Annotated in this window: 9 protein-coding genes; 5 read left to right on the top strand and 4 right to left on the bottom strand. The window is 60.2% G+C overall.

The features are described 5' to 3' along the window. Positions 1-660 precede the first annotated feature (660 nt). Both malQ and DCC25_RS03100 read left to right on the top strand, forming a co-directional pair. Positions 661-2,922: a 4-alpha-glucanotransferase gene (gene malQ, locus DCC25_RS03095; RefSeq protein ID WP_110098332.1), complete on the top strand. Its 2,262-nt coding sequence runs from the start codon at positions 661-663 to the stop codon at positions 2,920-2,922. Further along, positions 2,915-4,330 (top strand): glycosyltransferase, encoded by a 1,416-nt coding sequence (locus DCC25_RS03100; protein WP_110098331.1) that lies wholly within the window; start codon positions 2,915-2,917, stop codon positions 4,328-4,330. The genes malQ and DCC25_RS03100 overlap by 8 nt, the downstream gene beginning before the upstream one ends. Here the strand turns inward: DCC25_RS03100 and DCC25_RS03105 are convergent. The 3 genes from DCC25_RS03105 to DCC25_RS03115 form a co-directional block, all read right to left on the bottom strand. After that, positions 4,242-5,261 (bottom strand): MaoC/PaaZ C-terminal domain-containing protein, encoded by a 1,020-nt coding sequence (locus DCC25_RS03105; RefSeq protein ID WP_110100571.1) that lies wholly within the window; start codon positions 5,259-5,261, stop codon positions 4,242-4,244. The two genes, DCC25_RS03100 and DCC25_RS03105, sit on opposite strands and share 89 nt — an antisense overlap. 3 nt (positions 5,262-5,264) lie before the next feature. Further along, positions 5,265-6,641 (bottom strand): 3-oxoacyl-ACP reductase, encoded by a 1,377-nt coding sequence (locus DCC25_RS03110; RefSeq protein ID WP_110100572.1) that lies wholly within the window; start codon positions 6,639-6,641, stop codon positions 5,265-5,267. A gap of 71 nt (positions 6,642-6,712) precedes the next feature. Beyond that, positions 6,713-8,050: an acetyl-CoA C-acetyltransferase gene (locus tag DCC25_RS03115; protein WP_110100573.1), complete on the bottom strand. Its 1,338-nt coding sequence runs from the start codon at positions 8,048-8,050 to the stop codon at positions 6,713-6,715. Between the two features lie 45 nt (positions 8,051-8,095). On the opposite strand from DCC25_RS03115, the gene DCC25_RS03120 reads away from it, so the two are divergent. After that, positions 8,096-8,872, top strand: a complete 777-nt coding sequence (locus DCC25_RS03120) for a TetR/AcrR family transcriptional regulator (protein WP_158524705.1) — start codon at positions 8,096-8,098, stop codon at positions 8,870-8,872. A gap of 147 nt (positions 8,873-9,019) precedes the next feature. After that, positions 9,020-11,092, top strand: a complete 2,073-nt coding sequence (locus tag DCC25_RS03125) for an acyl-CoA dehydrogenase (protein ID WP_110100574.1) — start codon at positions 9,020-9,022, stop codon at positions 11,090-11,092. A 126-nt stretch (positions 11,093-11,218) separates the two neighbouring features. Here the strand turns inward: DCC25_RS03125 and glgA are convergent, their stop codons facing one another. Then, on the bottom strand, positions 11,219-12,418 hold the full coding sequence (gene glgA / locus DCC25_RS03130; RefSeq protein WP_110100575.1) for a glycogen synthase: 1,200 nt from the start codon (positions 12,416-12,418) through the stop codon (positions 11,219-11,221). Positions 12,419-12,567: 149 nt separating this feature from the next. Between glgA and glgC the strand changes: the two genes are divergently transcribed. Further along, entirely contained in the window at positions 12,568-13,827 is a 1,260-nt protein-coding gene (gene glgC / locus DCC25_RS03135; RefSeq protein WP_199445861.1) for a glucose-1-phosphate adenylyltransferase, read from the top strand. Positions 13,828-13,834 lie beyond the last annotated feature (7 nt).

The raw sequence follows: 13,834 nt of genomic DNA on the forward strand, positions 1-13,834 counted from the left end.
GCTTGTTGCTGAGCAGACTGTCTGGTTGGTCCTGGTGCTACTTGGTGTGCAGTTCAGCGGGCGGTTGGTGCTTGTGGCTGTGAGCGATCATGTGGTGGTTGGGGCTGCTGGTTTTCGGGTTGAGTCATGGTAATCCTCCGCGGTGTTGTACCGCCCAATCGCCAACCCTCGACCGGTGGACCATACCGCGCACCTCAGGCGATACCATCGCGTTGACTGGCCACCATAGACCACCGTTTTGGTCTCGTGGATCCGCTCGTGAGTGTGTTGACGGTCTCCCACGAGATGAGTTGGAAACGAGGTCGGAAGCCAATCATTAAGCGCAGTGTGTGGGTGCCACGAATGGCCCGCAAGAGGTCGGTGAATCGGACGGAGTGACGAGAACCCCTGGTCGAACGAAAGCCCTGATAGTCTTCAGTGCTGTTTTCGTCAGAAGTTGATGACAATAGGACACTGTATATAGAAAGTGCAACTATCACAATGGTTTAGCTCCTCCGTCCATCAACACTTCACTGAGACCTATGCTGGGTGAAGCACGACTCATCATCTTGAGTAGGCATGTTGAGGATGTCGGGGTATCGACAAAGGTTCAGCCAGGGCGAAGAAAAGTGAGACACTAAAGGGTGAAGTCCCGCTGAGTCTTGAGCACGGAGAAGCCAGATGCCTGCACGTCAACCTACACATCAGCCGTTGCGCGAACGGTTGCTGACGGAGCTAGCCGAATACTACGGGGTGCAAACGCATTTCACAGCCCAAAACGGGGACGACGCCAGCGTGGACCTCGACACCGTGGTGCAGATACTCCAGTTTTTCGCCGCACCCCTGCCCGATCAAGCGCAGGAGTTCGCCGACCTCAGCGCACTCGATCTACGTCAAGCCATCGATGAGGCAAAATCTCGACCGACTGAACAACCCTTCACGACCACGGTCATCGTCGATAGCGACCAGGGCCGAGAGCTGTCCTTGCCGTTTGAAACTGGCGACTGGGTGGTTGAATCATTCCAGCCCGTTGATGTGCTCGGAGGCCATGAGACCATCGCAACCGAGTGGTCCACACAGGAGTTGCTCCCTGAGATACAGCATGCGCCTCAGCGGGTCTCAACAGACTGTTCCGAAACCGCCCCGCGACTGATTTTTCCGGCCGGGCTTCCGGTCGGTGATTACCAGCTGAGACTGACTGCGCCGGCTTCAGATGTGGTCGATCTCTCAGTCATCGTGGTGCCTTCCACGATTTCGGCCACCGCAAGATACGACAACCGTCGCGGTTGGGGCGTGACCGTTCAGCTATACTCGGTGCGCTCCAGCGACTCTTGGGGTATTGGTGATTTTGCCGACCTGGCCCGGATCATGGAACTGGCAGCCTTAGAAGGCGCCGATTTTGTGCTCACCAACCCGCTGCACGCCTCAGAGCCGGTACCGCCACTTCTTGACTCACCGTATTCGCCGGTGACGCGAAGTTTCCTCAACCCGCTGTATCTCCGGGTAGAAGATGTGGCCGAATACCAGGGCCTGTCGGTGGATGATCAAAACCGGATTGCCCAGCTGGCTAGCCCGTTGAAGGCCACGAACAACACCGCAGACCGGCTGGACCGTACCGCAAGCTACCGGGCCAAAATTCAGGCGTTGCGCCTGATCTTCACCCGGTTCGAAGAAGAACTCACGACCAAGGCCATCACGGCCGGGGCCTTCCATGATTTCTGCCAGGATCGTGGTGCTCAGTTGCGCAATTTCGCTGCCTGGTGTGTCTTGCGCGAAGACGGACGAGACGACCAGATTCAGCTGAGCGACCTGCCAGCATGCCGGTCGTTGCTCGACCACGATCTGAACCATCACCCTCAGATCGATTCCTCACGACTGCTGTTCTTCGCCTGGCTTCAGTTCCTATGCACCACCCAGCTCCGGGTAGCCCACAAGCGCGGGCTACAGGCCGGGATGCGCACCGGGGTCATGGTGGATCTCGCAGTGGGAGCTGACCGGTATACCGCCGATGCTTGGATGCATCCGGACGCGCTGGTGGAGCCATTCTCGGTAGGTGCTCCCCCGGACATGTACAACCAGCTCGGACAAGACTGGTCCCAGCACCCCTGGAACCCTCGGACCCTCGGTGCCACCGGATACCGGGCCTACCGGCAGATGCTTCGTAGTGTCTTTGCCGGGGTCGGTGCGGTGCGTATCGACCATATTCTGGGCCAGTTCCGCCTGTGGTGGGTCCCCGAAGGCACCACGCCGAACCATGGGGCCTACGTTCGTTACGACTCCCGCGCCATGCTCGGCATTCTTGCACTCGAGGCCCAACGCGCCGGAGTGCTGATCGTCGGAGAAGACCTGGGGACCGTCGACGATTCGGTGGTTACCGAACTGTCCTCCCGAAAGATTCTGGGCACCAGTATTGTCTGGTTTGAACAAGATGACGGCATCCCCCACGATCCCTCCGAGTACCGCCGGTTGTGCCTAGCCACTGTCAACACCCACGATTTGCCACCCACCGCCGGCTACCTGCGCGGAGTCCACCTGGATTTACGGGAAGAACTCCAGTTGCTAACCACCTCTGCCGAGGCCGAGCGAGCCACCTTCCTCCGTGATATACGCGGCTACCTGAAGGCCCTGGTCCAACGCGGACTCTTGACGGCCAGTTCGGCCCGTGTGCACGACCTCGACGAAATTCCCCTTATTCCCGTGATTCAGGCGCTGCACCGCTTCATTGCTCGCGCACCCTCTCGGCTCCATGCCGTGGCCTTGGTCGATGCCGTGGCTGATCAACGCATCCAGAATCAGCCCGGCACCACCCAGGACCAGTATCCCAACTGGTGCCAACCACTCACCAACCTGCACGGTGACCCGGTGCTGGTCGACGATCTGGAAACCACCCCGGAATACCGTGAGCTCTTCCGCGTGATGAACACTGCCATCCATCATGACTAAAGCTGATCGTGCTCACTCAACCAGCAGTCGTGGAACCTCGCTGGCTCAGGGGCCACGTTGCCTGGTGGTGATGCTGAGTATGCACACCTCAGCCTTAGCGCAGCCTGGGTCCGGCGACGCTGGCGGGATGAACGTCTACGTGGCCAATATGGCCCGGGCACTGCGCGCCCTCGGCCACCGGGTGGTGATCTACACCCGTGCGACCGAACCGGTCACCGACCCGCAAGCCGGGGCCCTGCCCGCCGGGCGGCTACTACCGGGCACCGAGGATGTTGCAGAAATTTCCGTCCCCGCAGGTCCACGCCAGCCCATCGCCAAAGAAGCCCTGTCCGAATACGTTGAGGAATTTGCGCAAGCCGTCCACGCTCACCTGTCTGGGCCCGTAAGCCACCTGCCTGGGTTCGACGAAGACATTCTGGTCTATAGCCACTACTGGCTATCGGGCTTGGCTGGGCGGAGCCTCGTCGCCCGGCTACGCGATGAGCACCAGGCGGTCCGAATTACCCACGCCCACTGCATGCACACCATCGCCGCGGTGAAAAATCACGGAGAAGCCCACGCCTGGCAGGACGCTTCCGGCCAACGGTCTCACCCCGAGCCCTCGGCGCGCGAAGCCGGTGAAACTCAGATCGTCGCCGCAGCTGATATATTGACCGCCAATACCGCCACCGAAGCTGAAGAGCTGGTCACCTATTGTGGGGCCGATCCGGACAAGATCCAGATCATCACCCCCGGGGTGGACCACCGGATCTACACCGAACACGGCCCCCGATGGTGGCCCAGCACCGCTGAAGATAGCCCCGAGTCCGGATTCCGCATCCTTTTCGCTGGTCGTTTCCAACCTCATAAAGGCCCGCAGATTCTGCTCCACGCCTTAGCACAGGTACAAGCGGACCTCGATCGGCAGCGCTCGCCACAGACCGGGCTACTGGACGTGATCTTCACTGGAGCACCGTCCGGGGCGGTAGCACAGCACCTGCCCGAGCTCGCCGATCGGTTGGGAGTCTCCGACGTGGTGCGCTTTATCCCGCCGGTGGAACCCACCAAGCTGGCTGCCATGATGCGCACCGCCGATCTGGTGGTTATGCCCAGTGTGACCGAAAGCTTTGGTCTCGTTGCTGCCGAAGCCCAAGCCTGCGGCACCGGTGTGCTGGCACACCGAGCCGGAGGGCTCAGCACTGTCGTCGACCACGGTCACACCGGAGAACTTCTCGAGGACCTCAACCCAGATACGTGGGCCACCGCCTTGAAACAGGCGCTGGCCCAGCCACAGGTCTGGGAGAACTACGGTCGCGCAGCGGTTGCCCATGCCCAAGGCTTTAGCTGGCAGACCTCGGCGCAACGGGTGATGCAGTTCGTAGCTGACCGAAGAAATGCGGCAATTTCTTCATCGGGTTCCAGCCGGTGAACTCGGTAACCTCTTCCGAGTTGTGCTCCACGGCCACCGCGACCGTGGTCGGTAGCGTCACCGGTTTGGCGAAGCTGATCTGCCACGAAAACGGTGCCTGGGGCTCACGCCCGGCCAGCATGCGTCCGGCCAGATACATCCCGTGGGCAATCATCCCGGGCATCCCCAGTGCTTTGGCGGTCAGATGATTCATATGAATCGGGTTGACGTCTCCAGACACCCCGGCGTAGTTCCGACCGGTATCAGCCGGCAACCTCCAGGAGGCGGTGGCTACCGGTGGCTGGAAATCCCGGTGCGCGGAGCCTGTCGAGTCACTGTCTTCGGAGCCGGTTTCCGCTTCGGGCCGGCCGGCGAGGAAAATTCCTCGGGATAAATAGGTGGCCCGGCCCTGCCAGAGCAGTTTCCGCGGGTTCGCCTCATCGTGGATCTGCACCCAGATCGCCACGGTCGTTCCTCGTTGGTGTGCCCCCAGAGAATCCGCCCAGGTGGTCACGATCAACGGCTGATCGATCGCCACCGGATGCAGATGATCTACTGTGTGGTCTAGATGCACCAGGCCCAGCAGTGGTAGCGGGAAGTTCTTGGAGGCCATCATTCCCATGGACAACGGGAACGTGGCAATGTGTAAGGCCAACGACGGAACCGTGTCGTGACCGATAGCCCCGGTGGCCCCAAAGAGCTGAATGTAGTCATCGACTTGCTGGCGGGAGACCGCCTGGCCGGTGACTTTCCACCCGGCGGTGGGCAACGAGCCGGAGCCCTTGCCCGTCGCCGAGGTTCCCGGGGTGATCTTGCCAATCAGTGACGACAGGGTGGCCCCGACCGTTCCGGCTGCCACCTTGCCATACAGTGCCCCGAGGCTGGGAAGTTGTTCCTGATGTTTCCAGTGTGTCGGTGGTGTGACGTCGTGCAGGAGAGGTGGTGTGGTCATCGGTTAGGCCCCCATCACTGCTTGACCGCACACGCGCAGGGTGCGCCCGTTGATGCCGGCTGACTGATCGGAAAGGAGGAAGCCGATCGCTTCGGCCACATCCACCGGCAGGCCACCCTGGCTCAAGGAGTTGACGCGACGACCGACCTCACGGGTGAGCGTCGGCATTTTTGCGGTCATGTCGGTCTCGATGAAACCGGGAGCGACCGCATTAATGCTGCCGCCGTTGGTAGCCAGCCGGTCGGCATAAGCTTGGGTGAACCCGATGATCCCGGCCTTGGAGGCCGCGTAGTTGGTCTGGCCACGGTTACCGGCTATACCGGAGGTGGACGCCAGCGAGACGATGTGGAGGTTGCCGGCCACTGCGGGGTCGCCGGTATCGCGAGCGGCCAACAGTTGGTCGTTGATGCGCAACGGAGCCTGCACGTTGACGGCCAGCACCGAATCCCAGCGCGAAGCGTCCATATTGGCCAGTAACTTATCGCGGGTAATCCCGGCGTTGTGCACGATGCCATCCAGGCGACCGATGCGCTCGGAGACGAATCTCAGGATTTGCTCTCCGGCGTCCTCGGCGGTGATATCCAACTGCAAGGCGAGGCCTTCGACCCGGTTGATGGTCTGTGCCAGCGCTTCACCGGCGGCCGGCACGTCCACACCGACGACCTTGGCCCCGTCCCGGGCCAGCACCTCGGCGATGGCGGCCCCGATACCGCGGGCAGCACCGGTAACCACAATCGTCTTGCCGGCCAGGGGCTGATCGGCGTCAGCCGGTAGCGCTCCGGCGTCGGAGGTGACGGTCAAAAACTGCCCGGAGACATAGGCCGAGCGGGTCGAGAGGAAAAAGGAGATCGCGCCCATCACCGAGGGCGCATCGGCAACCACATCATCGCAGATGAGAATGTCATTGGCGGTGGAGCCGTAACGCATTTCGTGGGCCACCGAGCGGGTGATGCCGGTGATTGCCTGGCGAACACCGAGCTGTTGGGGATCACCGGCGATCGGGGCTGCCTGTGGATCCCGACCGATGATGATGACGCGACCGTTTTTATCCAGCTGGCGCAGACTGGCACCGAGCTCGAGGATCGGTTCGGAGAGCTGGGAGAGATCATCTACATCATCGACAGCGACAATGATGCCGGCGAACCTCGTCTTCAGGCCACGGTCGCGACGGACATCGACACCGAGGTGGAACAGATAGCTGGCGGTGGCCTCAGCCACCGGGGACGTGCCAATGATCAGTGCTGGGCCGTCAACGACGGGCTGACCTGGGGCATAGCGTTTCAGCGGTGTGGGCTGGGGCAACCCCAGGGCACCGGTGACTTTCTTGCCGAGCGGGTTTTGGACAAAAGCGGTGTAACCATCAGTGGGTTTAGTACTCATCAATCAACCTCTATGTCAACAGATTGGTATGTGTAGCTGGGGTGTGCAGACGGTGGCGCAGCAGGCGGGGGTTAGCGACCCTTGACGATGGCCACCACGCCCTGACCGCCGGCCGCGCAGACTGAAATCAGACCCAGTGACCCGGTCCCGTGGGCGTGCAAGGTCTTCGACAGGCTGGCCACAATCCGCGGACCGGTGGCTGCGAAGGGATGACCGGCAGCTAAGGAGGACCCGTGGACATTGAGCTTGCTACGATCGATGGCGCCCAACGCGCCATCTAGTCCCAAGACTTCGCGACAGTACTCATCAGATTCGAAGGCAGCCAAAGTGGACAGCACGGTGCCCGCAAAAGCTTCGTGAATCTCGTAGTAGTCGAAATCTTGTAGGCGCAGACCATGGCGAGCCAACATTCGCGGGATCGCGTGCGTGGGGGCCATCAGCAAGCCCTCAGCGCCATCAACGAAGTCCACGGCGCCGGACTCAAAATCGAGAAACTCGGCCCAGACCGGCAAAGAGCGCTCGGTAGCCCACTGTTCGGTACCCAACAGCACCGTAGCGGCACCATCGGTGAGTGGAGTCGAGTTACCGGCGGTCATGGTGGCTTCGTCACCGAATTGCTTGCCGAAGACCGGCTTGAGTTTAGCCAGCGATTCCATGCTGGAATCTCGACGGAGGTTATTATCTTCGCTCAGACCGCGGAAGGAGGTCATCAGATCGGTGAAGAACCCGGAATCGTAAGCCTGCGCTAAGTTCTGGTGGCTGGCCAAGGCCAACTCGTCCTGTGCCTGACGGGAAATGCCGAAGGCGTGGGTGGTCAACGCCTGGTGATCCCCCATCGACAAGCCGGTGCGAGGTTCTCCGGCGGTGGGTGCATGCGGGGCGAAGTGTTTGGGACGCAACGATGCCAGGGCGGCCAATTTGTCTTTGGTGGACCGGGCCCGGAACAGTTTCATAAACGCAGCGCGTCCACCCCGGTTGAAAGCCAAGGGCGCATCCGAGGTGGTGTCTGTGCCGGCGCCAATCCCGGAATCGATCTGTCCCAGCCGAATCTTATTGGCGATCTGTCCGATCGCTTCCAAACCGGTGGCGCACGCTTTCTGCAGTTCGGTGGCCGGAGTGTGCGGGTCCAGGGCGGTGCCTAGCACCGATTCACGGGTCAGGTTGAAGTCCGAGGAGTGCTTCATCACCGCACCGGCGACGACTTCGCCCAGGCGTTCGCCCTGCAGCCCGAAGCGCGCAATGAGTCCTTCTAAGGCAGAGGTCAGCAGGTCCTGGTTCGATGCGGTGGCATAAGCGCCCTGAGATCGGGCGAAGGGGATGCGGTTGCCACCGATGATCACGGCCGGACGGAGCGGGCCGCCAGCCACAGCAGCAGGTGAGGAGGTAGCGGTGGTGTGTTGTTCAGCCATGAGGTGAGAATCCTCTTTCATCAGATTTCAGCAAATTTTCGTGGCGTGCATTACTCAGAACCGATCTTACCTGATACGCTCGGTACCGTGAACAGTCAGTACCACCCACATTCTGTGCACCCGGTCCGACGTGCTACGCCACGTCCGGTAGCGCGTGCTGACCGAGCGGCCAGCGCCACAACCGCCGCGGTCGATGGCCGTTCCACGCGTTGGGACGACCACCGTCGCGCTCGGCGTGCCGAACTGGTCAAAGCCGCCCGTGAAGCCGTCCACGACCTGGGCCCGGACGCCTCTATGGCCGATATTGCCCATCACGCCGGAACGTCCAAACCGGTGTTCTATCGGTATTTCGGCGATAAGCTCGGACTTCAGTCTGCGGTCGGGCAGGCCTCGATTCATTTCATGGAAGACGCCCTGCGCACAGCGATTCTGACCCCCAAAACGGCGCTGGAAGGGTTGCACACGATGATCACCGTGTATCTGCGCCTGGCCCGATCCTCCCCCAATGTCTATTTCTTTTCGACACGTGGCGAACATGAGGTTTCGCAGTTCTTCTCCCGGACTGCCGAACTCGTCGAGCAGCGGGCCCAACAGGAATTCCCTGTGGAAGATAATGGCGCCGATCAGGCAGCTCGTCGCTACTGGTCCTATGCTGCGGTTGGATTCATCCGCAACGCCGGCGAGAAATGGTTGATTGATATGAGCGCCGGGCGCCAGGTGCCATCGGCTGACGATTTAGCCAAACGGATGAGCCACTGGCTCGTCCAGGGCCTCAACGCCCCGATGACGACTACCCCTCGGGCAGTGAGAGTGCGGACCTAAACATCGACACTATTTGGGCTCCAGACTGTCACACCGCCGGTGGCCTCTGCACGGTCCCACCGACCAAACGCCAACAACCTACGGACAACACACCAGATAGCACACGATCTGAAAATCCCAACACCAATAACGAGGAGATAGATCACCATGGGCATTACCCCGTTCCCCGCAGATGACGAGAAACTCACCATCGATTCCGACGAGCTCCAGAAAGCAACGTTGGGGCGTTGGTCCGACGCACACCTGTGGATGCGCAAAGAGGCTGAATCGGCTGACCTATACCACCCCATTGATCTCACGCTGGCCGAGCACCGGGCGCGCAACCTGGAGCAACTCAAGTTGCTCACTGAGAGGAATCTCATCTCGAAGGCCTTCCCGAAGCGCTTCGGTGGCGAAGACGATCACGGTGGCAACGTGGCTGGGTTCTCCGAACTCGTCCACGCACACCCCTCGCTGCAGATTAAAGCCGGTGTGCAGTGGGGACTGTTCGGAGCCGCCATCCTGCACCTGGGCACCGAAAAACACCACGAAAAGTGGCTTGAAGACGTGATCAGCCTAGAGCTTCCCGGCATTTATGCGATGACCGAAATCGGCCACGGTTCCGATGTCGACAAGGTGGCGACCACCGCAACCTATATTCCCGAAGACGGCGAATTCGAAATCCACACGCCGTTTAAGGCCGCTTGGAAGGACTATCTGGGTAACGCCGCTCTGCACGGTAAGGCCGCGGTGGTCTTCGCTCAGCTGATCACCAAAGGCGTCAACCACGGCGTGCATGCCTTCTTCGTGCCGGTTCGCGATGAGCAGGGCAACTTCCTGCCCGGCGTCGGCGGTGAAGATGACGGTTATAAGGGCGGTCTTAACGGTGTCGATAACGGCCGGTTGCACTTTGACCATGTGCGCATTCCGCGCTTCAACCTGCTCAACCGGTACGGCGACGTGGAAGAGGATGGCACCTACACATCTGATATTGATTCCCCGGGCCGTCGTTTCTTCACGATGCTCTCCACCCTGGTACAGGGCCGTGTCTCGTTGTCGGTATCCAGCTCGCTGGCCTCTGCGGTGGGCCTGACCGGTGCGATCACTTACGCCAACCAGCGCCGTCAGTTCAATGCCTCCTCGGATATCGACGAAGAATTCATCTTGGACTACCAGCTGCACCAGCGCCGTTTGCTGGACCGACTGGCTCGCACCTACGCCGATACGTTCGTCTCTAATGACCTGCTGGAGAAGTTCAATGAGGTCTTTTCAGCAGAAGACGATTCCGATCAGAACCGTCAGGAACTGGAAACCTTCGCGGCCGCTATCAAGCCGACGACCACCTGGAATGCCTTGGATACCTTGCAAGAATGTCGCGAAGCCTGTGGGGGTGCCGGGTTCATGGCTAAGAACCGATTCACACAGTTGCGCGCCGACCTCGACATCTACACCACCTTCGAAGGCGACAATAACGTGCTGTTGCAATTGGTCGGACGCCGTTTGCTGACCGACTACTCCAAAGAATTCGCCGGTCAGTCAGCCGGAACCGTGGGTCGCTACCTGGTCGAGCAGGCCAATGAAGCTGTCTACCAGCGCTCGGGCCTGCGCCGTGTCGCGCAGCAGGTGGTGGATCTGGGCTCAGATATTCGTGCTGGTGAATGGCTGAAGAACGAAGAAGTTCAGCATGAGCTGCTGGCTGACCGGGTGCGGACTCGGATCGCTTCGGTCGCCAGTGCCTTGCGCTCGGTCGCTAAGAAGTCTCAAGCTGAACAGGCCGCGGTCTACAACCAAAACCAGTACGAGGTCATCCAGGCCGCCAAGTGCCACGCCGAGTTGCTCCGGTGGGAATCCTTCACCAAGGTGGTTCATAACACCAAGGACGACGATACCCGCACGATCTTGACCTGGTTGCGCAATCTGTTCACCTTCAGCGCCATCGAAAACGATCTCGGGTGGTTCATCGAAAACGGTCGGATCTCCCAGCACCGCTCCCGCGTGCTACGTGAGTACAACAACCGTTTGGTGGCCCGCCTGCGTCCTTACGCTCAACAACTGGTGGATGCCTTCGGATTCTCCCAGGAGAATTTGCGTATGGACATCACCAGTGGCGTAGAGCAACAACGCCAGGACGAGGCCGCAGAATACTACCGTGCTCAGCGTGCTTCTGGCGATGCACCGATTCATGAAAAGGTGCTCCGCCGTCGCGCCAAGCAGGCTGCGAAACAACAAAAGAACGGATAGCTCGTCATTCGCCCTTTGAGACAATAGCCCCCGCAGCAGTGACCGAAACGGTCCTGGTCGGGGGCTATTGTCGTCGCGAAAGCCGGGCGGATCCCAACTCCGTCAGCCGGTCTTCGCGCCAGCCAGTTAGCCGTTGAGCACCTGGCGGTAGAGCTCAACGGTCTGATCCGCGATGGCCTCCCAGGAGAAGTGCTCAATAGCACGCTGACGACCGGCCTCCCCCATGCTCTGAGCCCGTTGCGGGTCATCCAGCACCTGTTGTAGCGCGGTAGCAAAGTCAGAGGAAAAGGCATTGGGATCCACCGGTTCCCCGGTTTGATCCCCACGATCTTGATAATGGACCAGCAACCCGGTGGTGCCGTCGTCGACAACCTCGGGAATACCGCCGACCGCTGAGGCCACCACAGCGGTCTGACAGCCCATGGCTTCCAAATTGACAATCCCCAGTGGCTCGTAGATCGACGGGCAGGCGAAAACCGTGGCGGCCGAGAGCAGTTCTTGCAGGTCATCACGCGGAGTCATGCCGCGCAGGATGTGCACGCCCTGCCGTTCTTTCTGCAAAGTCGCGAGCAGATCATCCACCTCGTGTTGCAATTCCGGGGTATCGGCAGCCCCCAGGGCCAAGACAACTTGGACCTCAGGTGTCAGTTCACGGATCGCACGCAAGAGGTGCGGCACACCCTTTTGACGGGTGACGCGTCCAACGAAGACCACGGTGGGAGCCTCCGGATCAATGCCCAGCCGCTGGTGGACGTTGCGGGTGGTGCGAGGTTGCCAGACCTGCGTGTCAATGCCGTTATGAATGACGTGCACCTTCCCCGGATTGATCTGCGGATAGGCGGTCAGGATGTCATTCTTCATCCCGTGGGACACAGCAATCACGGCCGCCGCCGAGGCATACGCGGTGGCCTCAGCCCACGAGGACAGCTGATATCCCCCACCCAGTTGTTCGGCTTTCCACGGTCGCAGTGGCTCCAGCGAATGGGCGGACAGAATGTGGGGCACCCCGTGGAGGAGCCCTCCGAGGTGACCGGCCATATTGGCATACCAGGTATGGGTGTGGATCAAATCGGTGCCGGCCAGATCATCGAGGATGGTCAGATCGGTCCCCAACGTTTGAACCGCACCGTTGGTTGCGGACAATTCGGCAGGGGTGGGATACGAGGAGACTGTGGCCCCGTGATAGTTCGGATCGCGATCCGTACCGAAGGCGTGAACCATCAGCTCAACACGTTGGGCCAGCACTTTAGTGAGCTCGGCAACATGAACACCGGCTCCGCCATAGATTTCGGGTGGGAATTCCTTGGTCACGATATCGATGCGCACACTCTAACCCTAAACGGAAATTCGCCGAATTGATACGGGGGTCCGGCCCAGAACTATGGCGTTAAACCCTCGTGGCTGGGTAGTCTCGAATCACAGGCTCGGTTGATGTCAACCCTGCTCTGGTGGTACGTCGTTGGAGGGATGAACTCGTGAAAAAGAAGGTTTTGGCCATTGTGCTAGCCGGTGGAGAAGGAAAACGTCTGATGCCTCTCACCGCCGATCGAGCCAAACCTGCGGTTCCCTTTGGAGGCCAGTACCGCCTGATTGACTTCGCCCTGTCAAATATTGTCAACTCGGGTTACCTCCAGGTTGTGGTACTGACCCAGTACAAATCTCATTCTCTGGACCGTCACATTTCTGAGACATGGCGACTGTCCACGCAGTTGAGCAACTATATCGCCTCGGTGCCAGCCCAACAACGTCGCGGTAAACAGTGGTTTCTCGGCTCGGCTAACGCGATCTATCAGTCCATGAACCTCATCTCGGACGCCATGCCTGACATTGTGGTGGTCATCGGTGCTGACCACGTGTACCGGATGGACTTCGAACAGATGGTGCAGGCACATATCGAATCCGGTGCTGAAGCCACCGTGGCAGCCGTTCGTCAACCGGTGGAAATGGCGTCCTCCTTTGGCGTCATCGAGACCGATGACCAGGATCCGACCCGGATCGCTCGTTTTGTGGAGAAACCGGCCACCACCGACGGTCTTCCCGATGACCCGAATCATTTCCTGGCATCGATGGGTAACTACGTGTTCACCAAAGACGCCCTGGTGGATGCTCTAAACCGTGATGCCAAGCTTGCCGATACCAAACACGATATGGGTGGAGATATTATCCCCCGCTTCGTCGAAGCCGGCACCGCCGGCGTGTATGACTTCACCCGCAATGAAGTCCCCGGTGCCGGCACGGACTATCACTACTGGCGCGACGTGGGTACCCTTGACTCCTACTACGAAGCCCACATGGACTTGGTCAAGCCCTGGCCGGACTTTGACCTCTATAACGAACACTGGCCGATCTTCACACACCAATCTGTCTCTCCCCCGGCGAAGCTGGTCCGTTCGGCCTCAAAACGTCCCGGTACCGCAGTGGATTCCATTGTCTCCCAGGGGGTTATCATCTCTGGCGGGACCGTCTCCCGCTCAGTGCTCAGCCACAACGTTCGGGTCATGCACGATGCCTGGGTGGAGAGCTCCGTGATCCTCGACGGAGTACAGATCGGTGAGGGCGCGCAAATCAAAGACGCGATTATCGACAAAAACGTCGTGGTCCCCGAGGGTGTCTCGATTGGGTTGGACCCCGAAGAAGACCGCCGGCGGGGGTTCACCGTGACTGACTCCGGGCTGACCGTGCTGCCGAAGAACCAGATCATTCTGCCATCGGGACACGCCGCGACGTTCGGCTAACCCGGAC

Source organism: Auritidibacter sp. NML120636, from assembly GCF_003185945.1.
Taxonomy (GTDB): domain Bacteria; phylum Actinomycetota; class Actinomycetes; order Actinomycetales; family Micrococcaceae; genus Auritidibacter; species Auritidibacter ignavus.